The following is an 18,261-nucleotide window of genomic DNA, read 5'->3' as shown; positions in this document are numbered from 1 at the left end:
GATGACGTCAGCAGCACAGAATTACCCTCGCGACCTGCGAGGATACGCCGGTCAACCGCCGCACGCGCAGTGGCCGAACCAGGCGCGCATTGCCGTGCAGTTTGTCCTCAATTATGAAGAGGGGGCGGAAAACCATGTTCTGCATGGCGACGCCGGTTCCGAGCAGTTTCTCTCCGATATTATCGGCGCCGCCAGCTACCCGGACCGGCACATGTCGATGGACTCGCTGTATGAGTACGGCAGCCGCGCCGGGTTCTGGCGCATTCATCAGGAGTTCAGCCGGCGCGGGCTGCCGCTGACGGTGTTCGGCGTGGCGATGGCCCTCGCGCGTCACCCCGATATCGTCGCGGCGATTAAAGCCGCCGACTACGACGTGGTTAGCCACGGCTGGCGTTGGATCCACTATCAGCATATGGATAGCGACATGGAGCGCGAGCATCTGCACAAGGCAGTGCACGTCTTAACCGACCTGTTCGGCAAGCCGCCAACCGGCTGGTACACCGGGCGGGACAGTCCCAATACGCGGCGGCTGGTGGTGGAACACGGCGGTTTCGAGTATGACAGCGACTACTATGGCGATGATTTACCTTTCTGGACCGAGGTGCCGTGCGGCGACGGTTCGCGCAAGCCGCATCTGATCGTCCCCTATACCCTCGACGCCAACGACATGCGCTTTGCCACCGCGCAGGGGTTCAATACCGCTGAGCAGTTTTATACCTACCTTAAAGATAGTTTTGATGTGCTGTATGAAGAAGGGGAAGATGCGCCGAAGATGATGTCTATCGGTATGCACTGTCGCCTGCTTGGCCGGCCGGGGCGCTTCCGCGCCCTGCAGCGTTTCCTCGATTATGTCCAGCAGCACGAGCGGGTGTGGGTCTGTACGCGCCAGCAGATCGCCACGCACTGGCGCGAAGTCCATCCGTACCGGGAATAGCTGTCGTTCCCGGGTAGCCCGGCTCAGCGCCGGGCTAGCTCATCAGGCTGACCTGCGCGGCAACAATCCGCCAGCCAAAAGGAAAGCGGACCCAGGTTTGCTGCTGGCGGCCGATGCGATCGCTGCCGGCGCGGGTAAACTCGGTGCTGCACACCGCGTAATCCTCGCCGAAGGTGACGATCTCGGTGTGGCGTAATTCGCGCTGTAATCCCGCCGCCGGACGGGCGGCGCGAAAGGCGCGAATTTCATCGATACCGTAGAGGTTCTCGCCGGCGCCCAGGCGCACCGTCCGTTTATCGTGCCAGAAGAGCTCATCCAGCACCGCAATGTCGTTGCTGACCAGCGCCTCTTCGTAGCGGTAAAAGGCGGCCGTTACCTCGGCCAGAACGCGCGGCCGGTTAATATTATCCTGATTGATCATCGTGCTCTCTCCGCAGGGCGGGCCTCGCTGATGCCCGCGTGTTCCAGCGCGCGCGCGGCGCGCAGACAGGCCAGTTCATTAAACGGCGCGGCAATCAGCTGCACGCCAATGGGGCGGTTGGACGCGGTGCGCAACGGGACCGTCACCACCGGCAGGCCAAGGAACGAGATGGGCTGAGTGAGCATGCCCATACTGGCGCGAACGGGCAGCATCTCGCCGTTGATCGTCATCGTCGGTTGGCCGATAAGGGTGGCGCTGCACGGCGTCGCCGGGGCGATGAGTACATCGACGTGGTGAAACAGCGATTTTATCGCCTCCCGGGCATGGCGCCGAAAACGCTGCGCCTGAAGATACCAGGCCGAAGGAATCATCGCCCCGGCCAGCAGACGCTCCCGCGAGTTCGGTTCAAAGCGAGCCGGTTCACGCCGCAGCGCCGGCAGATAGTGATTGCCCCCTTCGGAGGCGCTGATGATAAACGCCGCCGAACGGGCAAGCTCCGCCTCGGGGAAAACATGCTCTTCGCGGGCCTCAAGGGCCTGCGCCACGCGTGCCACGGCGGCACGGGCGTCGCTATCGCACCAGTCGCTGAAATAGCCGCCCAGCACTCCGCAGCGCAGATCCTCCGCCCCGCGTTCCAGCCGCTGGCGAGTGGGGGCAACGGCTTCGTCCGCCTGGGCATCATCATCGGGGTCGTGCCCCTGTAAGGCATCGTACACCGCCGCCAGATCGTCGACGCAGCGGGCAAACGGGCCAATGTGATCGAGGCTGGCGACGAACGGATGGCTGCCCGCACGCGACAGGCGGCCAAACGTCGGTTTCAGACCAAAAATGCCGCACAGGGAGGCCGGGACGCGGATTGAGCCGTTGGTATCGCTTCCCAGAGAGAAGTGAACCAGCCCGGCGGCAACCGCCGCTGCCGAACCGCCGGAAGAGCCGCCGGCAATACGCTGCAGATCGTGCGGATTATGGGTGGCGCCATAGTGGCTGTTTTCGGTGGTGAACCCGTAGGCGTAGGCATCCATATTGACCATTCCGCTAAGCAGGCCGCCAGCCGCGCAGATCTGCCGTACCGCCCAGCCGTCATTGACGGCAGGCGGGCGGTCGCTGAACAGCTGTGCGCCGGCGAGGGTGGTTTCCCCGGCAACGTCGAACAGATTTTTTACCGCGTAGGGGACCCCCGCCAGCGCCGGTAACGGCTGACGGGTTCGACGCAGCGCATCAATCTGGTCGGCTTCGGCGAGCATCCGGCGTTCGGTGATCTGCGTCCAGGCATTAATCTGCGGGTTAACCTGCGCCATGTCGTCCAGGGTGCGGCGGGCAATTTCTCTGGCGCTCAGCTCACCCTCGGCCAGCGCGCGTTGAATATCAGCAATCGTCATCTCAGTCAGCGTCATGCTTTGTACACTCCGGCAATCTCCAGGCGTTCATCGAGGGGAAAGGCCATCAGCGGCTCAGCCATGGCGGCAATGCGGGCGAACTGTAGCTGAAGCTCGCCGCGGCGGGTGTCGTCCAGTTCCAGCGCCAGCAGGTGTTCCATTTGCGCCAGATAAGCGCGCCAGTCGTTTACGCTATGCGTCATGTTGGTCTCCTAATAACCGGCGGCGGAGCCGTTGCTGCGTGGATCGGAGGCCCCTTCAAACAGGCCGTTGGGATGGCGGACGATGGCGCCGGCGTGGCCCATGGCTTCGCTATAATCGGCCAGCACCTCCACGTCATGACCCAGCGCCCGTAGACGGGCGATGCTATCCGGCGGGAAGCGACCTTCCAGCTTCAGTGAATCTGAGGTTTGTCCCCAGGTCCGGCCCAGCAGCCAGCGCGGGCGCGAAATACTCTCCTGCAGCGGGATGCCCTGCAGAATGTAGCGGGTGAAAATGGCCGCCTGAGTTTGCGGTTGGCCATCCCCACCCATTGACCCATATACCATCACCCGGCCATCGTTAAGGCGCGCGGCGGCGGGGTTGAGGGTATGAAACGGCTGTTTGCCTGGCGCCAGCGCCAGCAGATGCGCGGGGTCGAGACTGAACGAGGCGCCGCGGTTTTGCCAGACGATCCCGCTATCCGGCAGGACGACACCGCTGCCAAATTCATGATAAAGACTTTGAATAAAGGAGACCGCCAGCCCGCTGCTGTCTATCACCCCCATCCAGACGGTGTCGCCGGGGCCTTTTCCCGCTCCCCAGGGGGCGGCCTGCCGATCGTCGATGTTTTCGGCCAGCTGCTGGAGCGCCTGCGGGTCGAGCAGGCTTTGAATATCCACGTCGAGATGACGGGGGTCGGTAATGTGGGCATCGCGCAGGCCAAAAGCCTGCTTGGTGGCCTCGACGATACGGTGCACGGTCTGCGCGTCATCGGCATCGTGCATCGCCAGCCGGTCGGTAATCCCGAGGATCGCCAGCGAGACCAGTCCCTGCGTGGGCGGCGCCAGATTCCACAATTCGCCGTGCTGGTGCTGAAGCTTCAGCGGCGCAGGGCGACGGGCGCGATGCTGCTGGAGGTCTGCAAGGGTGACGGGCAGGCCGCAGGCCGCCATCCCCGCAGCCAGACGGCGGGCCAGCGGGCCGCGATAAAAACTGTCGAGGCCATCGTCGACCAGCTGCTTAAGCGTTGATGCCAGCGCGGGCTGGCGAAACCGACTGCCGGCGACCGGCGGTTGGCCGTTGACCAGAAAGGTCTCGGCGAACCCCGGCAGGTCGCGGAGTTCGGCGAGTTTTCCGGCGCTGGCGCTGGACTGGGACGCCGTCACCGGCGTGCCGTCAGCGGCATAGCGAATCGCATCCTCCAGCAGGCGCGCCAGCGGCAGCGCTTTTCCGGTCAGCGTCTGCGAGATCTTGAGCGCTTCATCCCAGCCGCTGACGGTCCCGGCGACGGTCAGCGCCGCTTGCGGCCCGCGGTGCGGAATTTGCGCCAGCCCGGCGTAGGCTTCCGGGGTGGCCAGCGACCCCGCCGCGCCGCTGGCGTCAATGGCTATCGGTTCGCCCTCCGGCGGGACGATAAGCCAGAAGCCATCGCCGCCCAGGCCGTTCATATGTGGGTAAACCACCGCAATGGTGGCCGCCGCGGCGACCATGGCTTCTATCGCGCTGCCGCCTTCGCGCAGCACGGCAACCGCGCTTTGGCTGGCCAGATGGTGCGGGGCGACCGCCATCCCGTGGGCGGATACATTACTCTGCATGGGTTGTCCTCATGATCCAAACGTGATGCCAACGCTGCAAAAGCTGTTCCACTTTGCGCGTAAAGTTTCATTCGTCAGGGGACGGACCTTTTTCTTAAACTGGCATGCATTATGAAAGGGCTCACATCATGTATAGTTTGATGAAACAAAAGTTACAGAGGCCGTATGGAACAACTGGATGAACGCTTGAAAGGGCAATATGCCTCATTGTCGCCTCAGGAACAGCGGGTGGCGGATTTTATTTTCGATCACTTCGACGACCTGATTAGCTATAACAGCGCCGAGCTGGCGCAGCTGAGCGGGGTGTCAAAAGCCACGGTGAGCCGTCTGTTTAAGCGGCTGGGCTACGAAAAATATAAGGATATGCGCGATGAGCTGCGCACGTTACGTCAGAGCGGAATGCCGCTGACCGATCATCGCGATGCGGTGCAGGGGAACACGCTGCTGGCGCGGCACTATAAACAGGAAATGGCGAATCTGACGCAGTGGGTCAATGCGCTCGACGCGCAGCAGTTTGCCGATGCGATTAGCGGGATGGTCGATGCCCGGCGCATTGCGATCATCGGAATGCGCAACTCCTGGCCGGTGGCGCTGCACCTGCGCCAGCAGCTGCTGCAGGCGCGCGGGCAGGTACAGGTGCTGCCGCAGCCGGGGCAGAGTTTAAGCGAAGAGCTGGTGGATCTGACGGCGGACGATCTGGTGGTGGTTATGGCTTTTCGCCGCCGTCCGCGCATTATTCGCCCGCTGTTGCAGCAGCTCCAGCTGCGCGGTATTCCGGTACTGCTGATTTGCGAACCGCAGGCATACAGCCTGTTTCCGCTGTCCCGCTGGCAGCTGTGCGCCCCCCTGGATAGCGTCTCGGCCTATGACAGCTACAGCTCGGTAAACAGCTTGATCAACCTGCTGGCGAATGCGTTTTTACACGAAATTCTCGATAAAGGCCGTCCGCGCATCCACGATATAGCCACCCTCTATCAGCAGCTGGACGAGCTTGAGCAACGATAATGGGGCCTCAGACTGGTGCTTTGCTCTTTTGTGGTGCAATAAAATAGTGGGGAAATGAGCTCCGTTTTCCCACTTCTTTCCGCTATATCCTGTTTATTCTCTCTTTTTTTGCGCTTTCTGGCGTGGCCCTCTCATTTTTTGTATCTGGCACATTAGTTGCAGAAGTTTATTTAAAGAATCTTTTGTTTCATACTAACGTAACGGGTAAACATCATGAAAAAACTGCTGATCGCACTGGCCGGGGCCGCTTGTCTGTTCACGCAAATCACAGCGGCAAAAGCCGACCAGCTGCAGGATATTGAAAAGCGCGGCGTGATTCGCATTGCGGTACCGCAGGATTTCCCGCCGTTCGGTTCGGTGGGAACCGATCTCCAGCCGCAGGGCTATGACATCGATATGGCGCGTTACCTTGCCAGTCAGATGAAGCTCAAGCTGCAGCTGGTGCCGGTCACCAGCGCCAACCGGGTACCTTATCTGCAAACCGATAAAGTTGACCTGGTGATCTCCAGCCTCGGTAAGAATGCCGAGCGCGAGAAGGTGATTGATTTCAGCCGCGCCTATGCGCCGTTCTTCCTCGGCGTGTTTGGCCCGAAAGGGGCGGAGATCAAAGAGGCGGCGGCGCTGAGCGGGAAAACCATCGGCGTGACCCGCGGTGCGGTGGAAGATATGGTGCTGACCGGTATCGCGCCAAAAGAGGCGCAGATTAAACGCTACGAAGACAACAACACCACGCTGTCGGCTTATCTCTCCGGGCAGGTACAGTACGTGGCGACCGGGAACCTGGTGGTAGCGGCGATCGCCCGCCAGAATCCGGCGAAAGCGCCGGTACCGAGTTTTATGCTGAAAGATTCGCCGTGCGTGATTGGTCTGAAAAAGAATGAACCGGCGCTGAAAGCCAAAGTGGATGCGCTGATTGAGCAAGGCATCAAAGACGGTACCCTCAACGCGTTATCGCAGCAGTGGCTGAAAGCGCCGTTGCCCGCCGACTTTTCCGCATAAGGTCAGTGAATGACGGAACAACTTCATTTTTCTGCGCTCTGGCCGCACTGGCCGGAGCTGCTGGCCGGGCTGTGGGTGACTATTCAACTGACGGTCATGGCCACGATCGGCGGCCTGGCTATCGGCATTTTGGGGGCCGCCATTCGCAGCGGGCGGCCATCGTGGTTGAGTCGGATTTGGGGCGGCTATGTGGAGCTGATTCGCAACACGCCGTTCGTGGTCCAGCTGTTTTTTATCGTCTTTGGGCTGCCTAACCTCGGGCTCAAGATGACGGCGGGTGAAGCCGCGCTGCTGGCGATGGTGGTCAACCTTGGCGCCTACAGTACCGAGATTGTCCGCGCCGGGATCCAGGTGACGCCAAAAGGGCAGTGGGAGGCCGGGCGCGTGCTGGGGCTGAGCCGCACGCAGACCTTTATCCGGGTGGTATTACCGCCGGCGCTACAGCGGATTTATCCGGCGCTGGTCAGTCAGTGCATTATCGTGATGTTGGGATCGTCGGTGGTTTCTCAGGTCTCTTATGAAGAGCTGACCTTTGCCGCCAACCTGATCCAGTCGCGGACGTTTCTGAGCTTCGAGGTCTATCTGGTGACGACGGGGATCTACTTAGTGTTATCGATAACGCTGCGTCAGCTGCTGATGGCGGCAGGGCGAAAATGGCTGGGGGTGCAGGCATGATGGTCACCTTTACCGACTGGGACATTATTCGCAATCTGCTGCTGGCCGGCCGCTGGACGGTGCTGCTGTCGCTGGTGGCCTTTATCGGCGGCGCGCTGGTGACGTTGCCGCTGCTACTGCTGCGCCTGACCGGCGGACGTCAGGTCAGACGTCTGATTCGCGGCTATATCGAACTGTTTCAGGGGACGCCGCTGCTGATGCAGCTGTTTCTGGCCTTTTTCGGCGTGGCGCTGTTCGGCATCGATGTTTCGCCGTGGACCGCTGCGTCGATGGCGCTGACCTTCTACACCAGCGCCTTTTTACTTGATATCTGGTTTGGCAGCATCCGCGCGTTGCCGAAAGGGCAGTGGGAAGCTTCGCGCTGTCTGGGCCTCAGTTTCGCCCAGACGCTGTTTCGCGTCATTGCGCCGCAGGCGCTGCGTATCGCCATTGCGCCCACCGTGGGGTTTGCGGTGCAGGTGGTGAAAGGTACCGCGCTGGCATCGATTATCGGCTTCGTCGAGCTGACCAAAGCCGGCACGATGCTGACCAACGTCACCTATCAGCCGTTTAAAGTCTTTGCGCTGGTGGCGCTGGGCTACTTCATTCTGTGCTACCCGCTGTCCCGCTACAGCCGCTATCTGGAGAATAAATTCAATGCCTCTCATCACCATTAATCAGATGCAGAAGTACTACGGCGACAACCACGTGCTGAAAGGTGTCGATCTGGACATCGAGATGGGCGAGGTGATTTCCATTATTGGCCGTAGCGGCTCGGGGAAAAGCACGCTGCTGCGCTGCATCAACGGGCTGGAAGGTTATCAGGATGGCAGCATCAAACTGGGCGGCATGACCATCACCGACCGCGATTCGCAGGCCCGCGAGATCAGCCGTTCCGTCGGGATGGTGTTCCAGAACTTTAACCTGTTTCCGCACATGACCGCGCTGGAAAACGTCATGCTGGCGCCGCGACGGGTGCTGAAAAAAAGCGCCGCCGAATGTCGTGAGCTGGCGCAGCGAATGCTGGAGAAGGTCGGTCTTGGCGATCGGCTGGACTATTATCCTTCCAGTCTCTCCGGCGGCCAGCAGCAGCGGGTGGCGATTGCCCGCGCGCTGGCGATGTCGCCAAAGGTGTTACTGTGTGACGAGATTACCTCGGCGCTGGATCCTGAACTGGTGGGTGAAGTGCTCAAGGTTCTTGAGCAGCTGGCTGCTGAGGGAATGACGCTGATTCTCGTCACCCATGAAATGAATTTTGCCCGTGAAGTGGGCGATCGGGTGGTGTTTATGCATCAGGGACGGGTCTGGGAACAGGGTGACAGTAAAACGCTGTTTGCCAACCCGCAGACCAATGAACTGAAGCAGTTTATCTCCTCCGTTCGCGGCCTGAATTAATCAAAGGACTCTAAAATGGATATCGCTCAATTTTCGCAACTCAACCCGCCGCCGCGCCTGCTGATGGGACCGGGGCCGATTAACGCCGACCCGCGCGTGCTGCGCGCCATGTCGAGTCAGCTGATTGGTCAGTACGATCCGGCGATGACCCACTATATGAATGAGGTCATGGCGCTGTATCGCGGGGTGTTCCGTACCGAAAACCGTTGGACGATGCTGGTGGACGGCACCTCGCGCGCGGGAATCGAAGCGATTCTGGTATCGGCTATTCGCCCTGGCGATAAGGTGCTGGTGCCGGTATTTGGCCGCTTCGGCCATCTGCTGTGCGAAATCGCCCGCCGCTGTCGTGCCGAGGTTCACACCATCGAGGTACCGTGGGGCGAAGTCTTCACTCCCGATCGGATTGAAGACGCCATCAAACGCGTGCGTCCGCGCCTGCTGCTGACCGTGCAGGGCGACACCTCGACCACCATGCTCCAGCCGCTGGCGGAGCTGGGCGATATCTGTCGCCGTCACGAGGTGCTGTTTTACACCGACGCGACCGCCTCGCTGGCCGGCAACGCCCTGGAGACCGATGCCTGGGGGCTGGATGCGGTGTCGGCAGGCATGCAGAAATGCCTCGGCGGCCCGTCCGGAACCTCGCCGATTACCCTCAGCGCGCGCATGGAGGAGGTGATTCGCCGCCGCAAATGCGTGGAGGAGGGCATTCGTACCGACGCCCACCTTGATGGTGTGGATGAGATGGTTTACTCCAACTACTTCGACCTCGGCATGGTGATGGACTACTGGGGGCCGGAGCGCCTGAATCACCACACCGAAGCTACATCGGCGCTGTTTGGCGCCCGCGAATGCGCGCGCCTGATCCTGCAGGAGGGGCTGGATCAGGGGATCGCCCGGCATAAGCTGCATGGCGATGCGCTGCTCAAAGGCATTCAGGCGATGGGGCTGGAGACCTTTGGCGACCTGCAACATAAGATGAACAACGTGCTCGGCGTCATGATTCCGCAGGGCATCAACGGTGACCAGGTACGGAAACTGATGCTGGAAGATTTCGGCATTGAGATCGGCACCTCCTTTGGCCCGCTGCATGGCAAAGTGTGGCGCATCGGCACTATGGGCTATAACGCGCGGAAAGATTGCGTGCTGACCACGCTCAGCGCTCTGGAGTCGGTACTGAATTACCTGAAATTCTCTACCACCCAGGGCGCGGCGATGCAGGCGGCGTGGGATCACTATTGCAGCGAGAGTGCGCGATGAATCAATCAACACGCCAGCAGGCGGAGATGATGGCGGCCGCGGAGCGGGTGATGGCCCGCGCCGATGAGCTGGCCGCGATCAGCGAAACGGCAGAAGGACTGACCCGGGTGTATCTCTCGCCGCAGCATTTGCAGGCCAATCAGCAGGTGGCGCGCTGGATGACGCAGGCGGGGATGACCGTCTGGCAGGATAGCGTCGGGAACATTTGCGGGCGCTATGAAGGCGAGCAGGAGGGGGCGCCGGCAATTCTGCTGGGGTCGCATCTGGATACGGTACGCAATGCCGGGCGCTACGACGGCATGCTGGGGGTGCTCACGGCGATTGACGTGGTGGAAAACCTGCATCAGCAGGGGCGTCGCCTGGCGAAAGCGATAGAGATTGTGGGTTTCTGCGACGAAGAAGGGACCCGTTTTGGCATCACGTTGCTGGGCAGCCGCGGCCTGACGGGAACCTGGCCAGAGAGCTGGCTGACGCAGACCGATGCCCAGGGGATCAGCGTGGCGCAGGCGATGGTGCAGGTCGGGCTTGATCCTGCGCGAGTCAGTCTGGCCGCGCGTCCGACGGCGGATATCGCTGGTTATCTGGAGCTGCACATTGAGCAGGGGCCGTGCCTTGAGCAAGCGGGGCTGGCGCTCGGGGTGGTGGAGGCGATCAACGGTGCCCGCCGCCTGAACTGCCGTTTTACCGGCGAAGCGGGCCATGCCGGAACGGTTCCGATGAGTCAGCGTCGGGATGCGCTGGCCGCCGCCGCCGAATGGATGGTCCTCATTGAGACGACAACCCGGCAGCACGGGGGAAACCTGGTGGCTACGGTGGGGACGCTGCGCTGCGCCCCGGGTGCGGTTAACGTCATTCCCGGCGAGGTGGCGCTGACGCTGGATATTCGCGGCCCGCAGGATGGTCCGCTCGACGCGCTGCTCGCCACGTTGCTGGATGCCGCGCAGGCGATAGCCGCTCGTCGCCATCTGCACTTTGCCGCCGAAGCGTTCTACCACATCGCCGCGACCGCCTGCGATCGGCGGCTACAGGCGGTGTTGACGCAAGCCGTCAACGAGGTTCAGGGGCGCTCGCTGTCCCTGCCGAGCGGCGCCGGGCACGATGCGATCGCCATCGCCGAACGTTGGCCGGTAGGTATGCTGTTTGTGCGCTGCAAAGGCGGCGTCAGCCACCACCCGGCGGAGTCCGTGACCCGGCAGGATGTGGCGTTGGCTATCGCCGCGTTTCGCCGCGCGACCTGGGCGCTGGCCGAAAACGCATAAGTCGTCCCGCGCGGTCGCACTCGCGGCTTCTTCTGCGCCGGCGCCGCGCTGGAGGCCGCTGACCGGCGGCAGATTGACCGCAGTGAAGGGCTATTTTTACGCGAAAGTAGCACAAAGTGCTAAATGTGCGGGTGATGAACTCTATACCATCCGCGGCACTGACCTCGTCGCCATGGATTGGTAGTCAGTTGGAATAATTCCGCGGGGTCAGTCTGCTCTTCTTGTCAAGCATCGATGACGCCTTTAACCCTCAGATAATCATCATTTTTATTCGCTGAAAATTCCCCGACTGTTATGCTACCTTGTGAAAAGATATGCTGCTGACGAGAGACATGCCGATGCTGAATTCAGATAAGAGTATTAATATACAGACGCAGTCCTCCCGTTCCGGGATGAATCTTTTCCCCGCATTACTGGTGATTATCGCCGTTTCCACATTGTGTGTCGTGATATCGAAACCATTAGGTCCCTGGGAGGTTATCTTCGCCAACGCCGGGCTGTATATTGATCTGTTAGCCTTATTGTTCCTGGTGTTTATGTTATGGATTTCGGCAAAAGTCAGAATGAGCTATGTCGCGGTAAACTGGGTGCGCTACGGGCTGTTACTCTGGATAGCCGGCGGCACCTTTGATTTAATGGACGAGATATTTGTCCAGCCGAAATGGATGGGCTATTACTGCGAAGATCTGCTCCGTCTTTCCGGCATGCTGTTGACGACTATCGGCATCTACAAAATTATCGAGCGTATTAACGTGCTGTACGTGGACGCGCGTTCTCAATCGTTAAAAGACGAGCTGACTCAACTGCCTAACCGGCGCTTTTTCATTGATACTATCCGGGAAAAACAGGGCCATCAGCTGGCGCTGATGATTCTGGATATTGATTTTTTCAAGAAGATAAATGATACCTACGGCCATCTGGTGGGCGATGAGGTGCTATTCGCGTTGGGTAAACAGCTGGCAAAATTAACCAGCGATAAAATTCTGCCGGCCCGGATTGGTGGCGAAGAGTTTGCCATTATTGTTGACGGAATGTCGGCCGAAGAGGTGCGCAACCTGGCGCAGTCCATTCTGGAGAATGTCCGCTCCATTCTGATTAATCATGATTATCCGCTGTCGGTCAGCATTGGCGTCGGCATGCGTGAAAAAGATGAAGCGCAGGATGCGTTTATTAAGAAGGTGGATGAAGCGCTCTACCAGGCTAAACATAACGGCCGCGGACGCGTCGAGTGGGCCGCATCCTGAGGCCGCTACCCCTGCTGCGCACTGCGACAATGGCGGCGATATTCGGAAGGCGAACGTTCGGTATAGCGTTTAAACACCCGGCAAAAATAGTTGCTGTCGATAAAGCCGCAGTTGTGGGCAATCTCTTTGACTTTTAAGTCGTAACCCCGCAGCAGCTTTTTGGCCTGCTCCAGTCGGACGCGGGTCAGGTATTCGTTAAAACCGACGGAACCCGATTTCTGAAAAATGTGCGACAGGTAGTTTGGGGTGATATGAAAACGTTTCGCCACCGATTCGCGGGTTAACGGCTGGCTGAGATTCTCCTCCAGATAATCCTGTACCGCCATAAACAGATCGCGGCTGCGGCTGACCCGCATCTCCAGGCCGACCAGCTGTTCAAGGCAGTGGCTCAGCAGCGCCGACACCACAAGCCGGGCGGTGACCGGGTCTGGCTGCAGACAGATTTCGTTCAGCGCCAGCAGCAGATAAGAGCCCACGCGCGGCCCCAGGCGGGCGACGCTTTGTTTCTCCGTTCGCAGCCGTTTACCGTCCCAGTGCTGGATGCAAAACCCCAGCTTTTGTCTGCCAAATAAAATACTTAAGGTCGATGCCTGACCGGTCCACTGCGGGCAGGTCCACTTTCCCGCCTGGACATAAAGCACCTGCGATGTTGACAGCACCATATCGGACAAGGGTAAACCGTTCTCCCGCAGCTCGCCCTCCAGCACAATCTCCAGACGCGGAAACGCGACCTGATAGGCCAGTTCCGGGACAGAAATATCCGGTTCCGGGAACCTGACCAGCAGCCTGTCCTTCTGATTGACCAGACGATTTAAAATATCCGGCAGATCTTCAATCATCCCTTCACCCCGAGAGCGAACTATTATCCTGTTGAATATAATCTATTTAATATCCGCAGATCTCTTTTAGTTCGCCCGATTGAGCGCGCAGAGCCAGCCTGCGGCCGCCTGAGTCTCAGAGTTTGACGATCATCACACTTTGCCTCCCCGCGTACGGATGTCCAGTTTTTCGTAGGAATCGCCTCATGTATTTCCCCTGGCCGACGATTAGAGTTTATTTCGTGTTATCGAAAGGTTAAGGAAAGGAAATATGGAACATCAATCTGCTGTCTATCTGGATGCCCTCGGCGCCAACATCGCCTTATCCGACAAAATGAAACAGGAGCTGGATACGCTTGGCTACACCGTGGTGCATCATCTGGCCGACCCGGCGTGGCTGGCGGCGATGCGCGAGCTCATCGATACGCTTGTCGAGAGCGAGGGGGATAACCTGGCCATGGAACACCATCAGGAGGCGACCGCGACGCGCATTGCCAACCTGGTGAATAAAGGGGTGATTTGGGAGAAGGTGTGGTCCCATCCGCTGGTGCTGTCGGCCTGCCGCTATATTTTTCAGGGCGATTTTAAAGTGTCCAGCCTGAATGCGCGCGAGGCGCTGGTTAACGGCGGCCACCAGCCGCTACATGCCGACTGGAAAAAACCGCGTCCCGATTTTCCCAAAGTGCATCTGGTGAATACCATCTGGGCAATCGATGATTTGAGTGCTGAGAATGGCGCCCCGCGAATTATTCCCGGTACGCATCTGCGCCCGGAGCTGCCCGAGGAGGTCCTGAGCGACCCTGAACTGCCGCACCCGGATGAGGTGGTGTTTGCCGCCCCGGCGGGGAGCGTAATGATTTATAACGCACATACCTGGCACGGCGGAACCTGTAATACCACCGGCAGCAGAAGACGGGTGCTGCACGGTTTATACATTGACCGCCAGGACAGCGCGCAGCAGGACCAGCGGCGCTGGCTAAAGCCGGAAACCGCCAGTCGCCTGACGCCGGCGCAAAAATGGCTGCTGGATGTGGAGTAAGCCCGGGCGTCCATTTTTTGCCAGATGGCGGCGGGATAGATTATTTGCCCGGGCTATGGCCCGGCATCCCTTGTCGGTCTGGTATCAAGTAGCCCCGGTAAGCGTAGCGCCACCGGGGAGAGACTCCCGGGCGGCGGGATAAATTATTTGCCCGGGCTACGGCCCGGCATCCCTTGTCGGTTCGGTATCAGGTAGCCCCGGTAAGCGCAGCGCCACCGGGGAGAGGTTCCCGGGCGGCGGGATAGATTATTTGCCCGGGCTACGGCCCGGCATCCCTTGTCGGTTCGGTATCAGGTAGCCCCGGTAAGCGTAGCGCCACCGGGGAGAGGTTCCTGGGCGGCGGGATAGATTATTTGCCCGGGCTACGGCCCGGCATCCCTTGTCGTCCCGGCGGCGCTGCTCTGCTGTCCGGGCGACAAACCGGCAGGCGATAGCGGTTCGTCGTTCCTGAGAAGCAGTGGAATGCGCCAGCCCGCTCTCAGGGGATCTCTAAATAGACGACCGGCTTTTTCATGATGCTTTTTACCGCTTCCGCGATCTGCTGCGGCTGAAGTAAAAACGTTTTGATGCTGGTTTTAATCGTGCGCTGGCCGCAAAAGCGCCTGGCGTCGTCGATTTCAATATCCGTAACCAGCAGGACGACATCGGCCCCGGCAATATCGTCGGGGGTAATTTTATTTTCAATCCCCAGCGCGCCCTGGGTTTCGATTTTGATCTGCCACTTTTCGTGGTGGCCGACTTTTTGTAACCGCTCCGCCGCCATATAGGTATGGGCCACGCCGCTCACGCAGGCCGTGACCGCAACGATCTTGAGATCCATAGCATCCTCCGGGCATTAGCCACCGACAGTTACGCGAAAACCAGCTTGTTCAGCCATGAGAGTGAATCGGTTAATCTCTGCTGCCGATGGCGCTCCGACCTTTGCCATCGCCCATCTCTTGCCCAACAGCGAGTATTTCGGTTCGCCATAGTGGTGAAACGGCAGCAGGTGAATGTCAGGCAGCGCAAACGGCGCCAGGAAGGAGAGAATCTGGCTGAAGTTCTTTTCACACAGGGTAAAGCCGGGAATGAGCGGCACTCTGGGAATGACGTGAACGCCATTTTCCACCAGCCGGCTGAAATTTTCCAGCACCCGGGGGAGATTCAGGGCGAGCTGTTCTCTGGCCTGCCCGGGATCCATCATTTTCAGATCAAACAGCACTTCGTCGCATGCCTGGGCAAGAGGGTAAACGCGGCTGAAGGCGGCGTCGCCCGCCGTTTCTATCGCCGTGTGGATCCCCCACTGGCGCAACGCGCGTAAGAAACGGGTGGCAAACCCGGCCTGCATCAACACCTCTCCACCCGATAGCGTGACGCCGCCGCCCGAGGCACGAAAAAAGATCTCATCTTTCAGAACCTCTTTGAGCAACGCTTCCTGAGTGACATCGCGGCCAATCTGCTCCCATGCGCCGGAAGGGCACTCTTCGACGTCCTGCTGGCAGCGAGCGCAGTGGAGACACCGGCTTTCCCGGCGCACGGTTTCAATTTGGGGGGAGAGGGATTCCGGGTTGGCACACCACGGACAGGTGTGCGGGCAACCTTTAAAAAAGACGACGGTTCTGATCCCCTGGCCATCGTTCAGAGAGTAGCGCTGGAGATTGAAAATGCGCGCCCGGTCGGCGCGCGTCTCGATAACGTCACAGTTGATGCGTGGTGCGGTGGATAATGTCATCCTGGATCTCCTTCGATAACTCCACAAAGAAGGCGCTGTAGCCCGCGACGCGTACCACCAGGCCGGCGAAATCCTGAGGGCGCTGCTGCGCTTCCCGCAGCGTCTGTGCGTTGACCACGTTAAACTGGATATGCTGTAGCTTCAGGCTGGTGAAAGCCTGTAAGAAATCGGCCAGCTTGTTGAGCCCGCTCTCTCCGCTCAGGGTCGCCGGGGTGAACTTCACGTTCAGCAGCGTGCCGTTGGAGAGCAGGTAGTTATCCAGCTTGCTGACCGATTTCAGGACCGCCGTTGGCCCCTGAGAATCCTGGCCGACCATCGGCGACAGACCGCCATCGGCTAACTGCTCGCCGGCCAGGCGGCCATCCGGCGTTGCGCCGACCACCGAGCCGAGCGGAACGTGCGCCGAGACGGTATAGGAACCGGGGGTGAAGTGCCCGCCGCGCGGGTTGCGGTACTGCTCAACCTCTTTACAGTAAAAGCGCAGCAGGTCGGCGCTGATATTGTCTACCTCGTCGATATCGTTGCCATATTTTTCAAAGCGGTGAACCAGTCGGGCGCGGATTTTCTCGCCTTCCGGCGTCTGGAAATTGGCCTTGAGGACCTGAATCAGCTCGTCGTAGCTCATGCGCTGCTGCTCGAAGACCATCCCCTTGAGCGCATGCAGGGAGTCGCTGAGATTGGCGATACCAATTCCCTGAACGCCGGAGAAGTTGTAGCGCGCGCCGCCTTCGGTGATGTCCTTTCCGTGCAACACGCAATCCTGAATAAACGAAGAGAGCAGGGGAACCGGCGCCTGATCCCGGTGGCCGAGGTCGCAAATGTTGCTGCCTTCGACCATCAGCCTGATGTAGTAGCGGATTTTCTCGCGGATCTGCTGAATCAGCCCGTCCCAGCTGATATCGGGGTTACCTTCGTTCTCCAGCATCACGATCTCCATGACCTTCAGCAGGTTGAACATCGCAATATCGTGCAGCCCATAGGTGCGGCCGGGGATAGAGAGTTCGACGCAGCCGACGACGGCATAATCCCGCGCATCCTCCAGCGAGACGCCGCGGTTGAGAAAGGCCGGAACCACCACTTCGTCGTTGAAAATTTGTGGGATCCCGGTGCCTAAGCGGATGGTTTCCGCCGTTTTGTGCAGGAACGGGCGGTCGATCAGTTCGTTGACGCGCACGCCGAGATTGGGCTGCGGCAGACGGACGTTCTGGTAGGCATCCAGCGCGAGAAAGGAGAGCACGTTTACCGCGCTGCGTCCGGTCTCACTCAGGCCGCCGAGCAAGGCGGTATAGCCCGTCGGAAAGCCGGCAAAGTAGCGGGCGCTGCTGGATGAGCGCAGCAGGACAATATCGTTGCACTTGACCCACAGCGATTCCAGCAGCGTTTTCAGCAACGCGGGATCCTCGCCACGGGTTAGCGACGCCTGATAAAACGGCAGCATATACTGGTCAAAACGGCCAAGCGAAATCGAACTGGCGTTGGACTCGTACTGCAGAATGATGTTCATGTACCAGAACAGCTGGCAGGCCTGCCAGAAATCTTCCGGGCGATGCGCGGCGTTATGGCGCGAATGAGCGGCAATCGTCTCCAGCTCCTGGCGTCGCTGCGGATCGTCGCAGCGGCGGGCCATGTCAGCGGCGAGGGTGGCGTAACGCAAAATGTGGCGCTGCGAGGCCGCCAGTAAAATCAGCACCGCCTGATAAAAGTCGTTCTCCGGATGCTGTCGGGCCAGACTTTTCATTTCCGTCGCCAGCGCCGCCAGTCCTTTATTCAGCAGGCGGGGATAATCGATAATGATGTGCCCCTGGCCCTTGTCGGTCTGGTTGATGCTGAAAATCTGCGTGCCTACCGCCGCTTTCACCTCGTTGGTCATCTGGGCGTTAATAACATCTTTCATCGAGCGTTTTTCCCAGTACGGGAACAGCGCTTCACGGTAGATGCGCTTGTCTTCATCGCTGATGGCGAAGCGATCCTGCGGGCGAACCGGGAACCGATCCAGCTCGTTAAGCAACCAGTAGGGGTCCATCTCGGGCGAGACGATGCCGGCGCGCGGTTTGATTGTCCGGTTGCCGGCGATCAGTTCATCATCACGAATCGAAATCTGTACATGGTCAAGGATCCAGGCGGTGGCCTTCGCCCGACGAATCATCGTCGGCTCCCCCTCGGTGCGTTTGTGGCTTTCGGTATAGAGCAGGGCGCGTTCGAGCGAGATTTCCCGCGGGTGAGCGAACAGGCCCGCTATTAAGCGTTGGGTACGATTGGTCATGACAAACTCCATGTGAACGCCCTCTCCACGCGCGGATTGAGGCAATTCGCGATGCGCGTTGCGCACGGACTGCCGGTCACAATGACGCTC

Annotated in this window: 18 protein-coding genes; 10 read left to right on the top strand and 8 right to left on the bottom strand. The window is 59.8% G+C overall.

Annotated elements, in window-relative coordinates:
* Position 1 precedes the first annotated feature (1 nt).
* The gene (gene puuE, locus ROR01S_RS19980) at positions 2 to 934 is read left to right on the top strand and encodes an allantoinase PuuE (RefSeq protein ID WP_004860320.1); all 933 of its coding nucleotides are present in this window, start codon (positions 2 to 4) and stop codon (positions 932 to 934) included.
* Between the two features lie 34 nt (positions 935 to 968).
* Here puuE and hpxZ read toward each other — a convergent pair whose 3' ends face one another.
* The 4 genes from hpxZ to hpxW are packed head-to-tail and all read right to left on the bottom strand — an operon-like array spanning position 969 to position 4,527.
* Entirely contained in the window at positions 969 to 1,355 is a 387-nt protein-coding gene (hpxZ, locus tag ROR01S_RS19975; protein WP_004860324.1) for an oxalurate catabolism protein HpxZ, read from the bottom strand.
* Complete coding sequence (locus ROR01S_RS19970; protein WP_032717658.1) at positions 1,352 to 2,749, bottom strand: AtzE family amidohydrolase; 1,398 nt, start codon at positions 2,747 to 2,749, stop codon at positions 1,352 to 1,354. The genes hpxZ and ROR01S_RS19970 overlap by 4 nt, the downstream gene beginning before the upstream one ends.
* Positions 2,746 to 2,934: an oxalurate catabolism protein HpxX gene (gene hpxX / locus ROR01S_RS19965; protein ID WP_004860327.1), complete on the bottom strand. Its 189-nt coding sequence runs from the start codon at positions 2,932 to 2,934 to the stop codon at positions 2,746 to 2,748. Before hpxX ends, ROR01S_RS19970 begins: the two co-directional genes overlap by 4 nt.
* A 9-nt stretch (positions 2,935 to 2,943) precedes the next feature.
* Positions 2,944 to 4,527 carry an oxamate amidohydrolase gene (hpxW, locus tag ROR01S_RS19960; RefSeq protein WP_004860329.1) on the bottom strand — a complete coding sequence of 528 codons (1,584 nt, stop codon included), beginning with the start codon at positions 4,525 to 4,527 and terminating at the stop codon, positions 2,944 to 2,946.
* A gap of 165 nt (positions 4,528 to 4,692) precedes the next feature.
* On the opposite strand from hpxW, the gene hpxU reads away from it, so the two are divergent.
* From hpxU to ROR01S_RS19920, 8 genes are all read left to right on the top strand, one after another.
* Positions 4,693 to 5,532, top strand: a complete 840-nt coding sequence (hpxU, locus tag ROR01S_RS19955; RefSeq protein WP_004860331.1) for a MurR/RpiR family transcriptional regulator HpxU — start codon at positions 4,693 to 4,695, stop codon at positions 5,530 to 5,532.
* A gap of 213 nt (positions 5,533 to 5,745) precedes the next feature.
* A complete protein-coding gene (locus ROR01S_RS19950; RefSeq protein ID WP_004860334.1) occupies positions 5,746 to 6,531 on the top strand; it encodes a transporter substrate-binding domain-containing protein in 786 nt (261 codons plus the stop codon).
* Positions 6,532 to 6,540: 9 nt separating this feature from the next.
* The gene (locus ROR01S_RS19945; RefSeq protein ID WP_004860336.1) at positions 6,541 to 7,206 is read left to right on the top strand and encodes an amino acid ABC transporter permease; all 666 of its coding nucleotides are present in this window, start codon (positions 6,541 to 6,543) and stop codon (positions 7,204 to 7,206) included.
* Positions 7,206 to 7,862, top strand: a complete 657-nt coding sequence (locus ROR01S_RS19940; protein ID WP_015584686.1) for an amino acid ABC transporter permease — start codon at positions 7,206 to 7,208, stop codon at positions 7,860 to 7,862. The genes ROR01S_RS19945 and ROR01S_RS19940 overlap by 1 nt, the downstream gene beginning before the upstream one ends.
* Entirely contained in the window at positions 7,843 to 8,580 is a 738-nt protein-coding gene (locus ROR01S_RS19935; RefSeq protein ID WP_004860340.1) for an amino acid ABC transporter ATP-binding protein, read from the top strand. Before ROR01S_RS19940 ends, ROR01S_RS19935 begins: the two co-directional genes overlap by 20 nt.
* A 15-nt stretch (positions 8,581 to 8,595) precedes the next feature.
* The gene (locus tag ROR01S_RS19930) at positions 8,596 to 9,837 is read left to right on the top strand and encodes a pyridoxal-phosphate-dependent aminotransferase family protein (protein WP_004860342.1); all 1,242 of its coding nucleotides are present in this window, start codon (positions 8,596 to 8,598) and stop codon (positions 9,835 to 9,837) included.
* A complete protein-coding gene (hpxK, locus tag ROR01S_RS19925) occupies positions 9,834 to 11,096 on the top strand; it encodes an allantoate amidohydrolase (protein ID WP_064359823.1) in 1,263 nt (420 codons plus the stop codon). The genes ROR01S_RS19930 and hpxK overlap by 4 nt, the downstream gene beginning before the upstream one ends.
* A gap of 338 nt (positions 11,097 to 11,434) precedes the next feature.
* On the top strand, positions 11,435 to 12,340 hold the full coding sequence (locus ROR01S_RS19920; RefSeq protein ID WP_004860347.1) for a GGDEF domain-containing protein: 906 nt from the start codon (positions 11,435 to 11,437) through the stop codon (positions 12,338 to 12,340).
* Between the two features lie 5 nt (positions 12,341 to 12,345).
* Here ROR01S_RS19920 and ROR01S_RS19915 read toward each other — a convergent pair whose 3' ends face one another.
* Positions 12,346 to 13,179, bottom strand: coding sequence for an AraC family transcriptional regulator (locus tag ROR01S_RS19915; RefSeq protein ID WP_004860349.1), 834 nt, complete (start codon positions 13,177 to 13,179; stop codon positions 12,346 to 12,348).
* Between the two features lie 250 nt (positions 13,180 to 13,429).
* On the opposite strand from ROR01S_RS19915, the gene ROR01S_RS19910 reads away from it, so the two are divergent.
* Positions 13,430 to 14,197 (top strand): phytanoyl-CoA dioxygenase family protein, encoded by a 768-nt coding sequence (locus ROR01S_RS19910; protein ID WP_015584682.1) that lies wholly within the window; start codon positions 13,430 to 13,432, stop codon positions 14,195 to 14,197.
* Positions 14,198 to 14,675: 478 nt separating this feature from the next.
* Here the strand turns inward: ROR01S_RS19910 and ROR01S_RS19905 are convergent, their stop codons facing one another.
* Genes ROR01S_RS19905 through ROR01S_RS19895 form a run of 3 tightly spaced genes read right to left on the bottom strand, consistent with a single transcriptional unit; the run spans position 14,676 to position 18,171 of the window.
* Positions 14,676 to 15,017, bottom strand: coding sequence for a PTS fructose-like transporter subunit IIB (locus ROR01S_RS19905; protein ID WP_004860355.1), 342 nt, complete (start codon positions 15,015 to 15,017; stop codon positions 14,676 to 14,678).
* A 15-nt stretch (positions 15,018 to 15,032) separates the two neighbouring features.
* Positions 15,033 to 15,908: a [formate-C-acetyltransferase]-activating enzyme gene (locus tag ROR01S_RS19900; protein WP_004860358.1), complete on the bottom strand. Its 876-nt coding sequence runs from the start codon at positions 15,906 to 15,908 to the stop codon at positions 15,033 to 15,035.
* A complete protein-coding gene (locus ROR01S_RS19895) occupies positions 15,874 to 18,171 on the bottom strand; it encodes a formate C-acetyltransferase (RefSeq protein WP_015584680.1) in 2,298 nt (765 codons plus the stop codon). Before ROR01S_RS19895 ends, ROR01S_RS19900 begins: the two co-directional genes overlap by 35 nt.
* Positions 18,172 to 18,261: the final 90 nt, after the last annotated feature.

Origin of the sequence: Klebsiella ornithinolytica NBRC 105727 = ATCC 31898 (assembly GCF_001598295.1) — a bacterium.
GTDB classification, from domain to species: Bacteria; Pseudomonadota; Gammaproteobacteria; order Enterobacterales; family Enterobacteriaceae; genus Klebsiella; species Klebsiella ornithinolytica.
Note: the sequence above shows the minus strand (reverse complement) of the source record. Positions and strands in the feature narration are given on the sequence as shown.

Bases quoted from the DNA above. Each gene is read 5' to 3' on its own strand.
- puuE (WP_004860320.1), top strand. From the start codon at position 2: ATGACGTCAGCAGCACAGAATTACCCTCGCGACCTGCGAGGATACGCC.
- hpxZ (WP_004860324.1), bottom strand. From the start codon at position 1,355: ATGATCAATCAGGATAATATTAACCGGCCGCGCGTTCTGGCCGAGGTA.
- ROR01S_RS19970 (WP_032717658.1), bottom strand. From the start codon at position 2,749: ATGACGCTGACTGAGATGACGATTGCTGATATTCAACGCGCGCTGGCC.
- hpxX (WP_004860327.1), bottom strand. From the start codon at position 2,934: ATGACGCATAGCGTAAACGACTGGCGCGCTTATCTGGCGCAAATGGAA.
- hpxW (WP_004860329.1), bottom strand. From the start codon at position 4,527: ATGCAGAGTAATGTATCCGCCCACGGGATGGCGGTCGCCCCGCACCAT.
- hpxU (WP_004860331.1), top strand. From the start codon at position 4,693: ATGGAACAACTGGATGAACGCTTGAAAGGGCAATATGCCTCATTGTCG.
- ROR01S_RS19950 (WP_004860334.1), top strand. From the start codon at position 5,746: ATGAAAAAACTGCTGATCGCACTGGCCGGGGCCGCTTGTCTGTTCACG.
- ROR01S_RS19945 (WP_004860336.1), top strand. From the start codon at position 6,541: ATGACGGAACAACTTCATTTTTCTGCGCTCTGGCCGCACTGGCCGGAG.
- ROR01S_RS19940 (WP_015584686.1), top strand. From the start codon at position 7,206: ATGGTCACCTTTACCGACTGGGACATTATTCGCAATCTGCTGCTGGCC.
- ROR01S_RS19935 (WP_004860340.1), top strand. From the start codon at position 7,843: ATGCCTCTCATCACCATTAATCAGATGCAGAAGTACTACGGCGACAAC.
- ROR01S_RS19930 (WP_004860342.1), top strand. From the start codon at position 8,596: ATGGATATCGCTCAATTTTCGCAACTCAACCCGCCGCCGCGCCTGCTG.
- hpxK (WP_064359823.1), top strand. From the start codon at position 9,834: ATGAATCAATCAACACGCCAGCAGGCGGAGATGATGGCGGCCGCGGAG.
- ROR01S_RS19920 (WP_004860347.1), top strand. From the start codon at position 11,435: ATGCTGAATTCAGATAAGAGTATTAATATACAGACGCAGTCCTCCCGT.
- ROR01S_RS19915 (WP_004860349.1), bottom strand. From the start codon at position 13,179: ATGATTGAAGATCTGCCGGATATTTTAAATCGTCTGGTCAATCAGAAG.
- ROR01S_RS19910 (WP_015584682.1), top strand. From the start codon at position 13,430: ATGGAACATCAATCTGCTGTCTATCTGGATGCCCTCGGCGCCAACATC.
- ROR01S_RS19905 (WP_004860355.1), bottom strand. From the start codon at position 15,017: ATGGATCTCAAGATCGTTGCGGTCACGGCCTGCGTGAGCGGCGTGGCC.
- ROR01S_RS19900 (WP_004860358.1), bottom strand. From the start codon at position 15,908: ATGACATTATCCACCGCACCACGCATCAACTGTGACGTTATCGAGACG.
- ROR01S_RS19895 (WP_015584680.1), bottom strand. From the start codon at position 18,171: ATGACCAATCGTACCCAACGCTTAATAGCGGGCCTGTTCGCTCACCCG.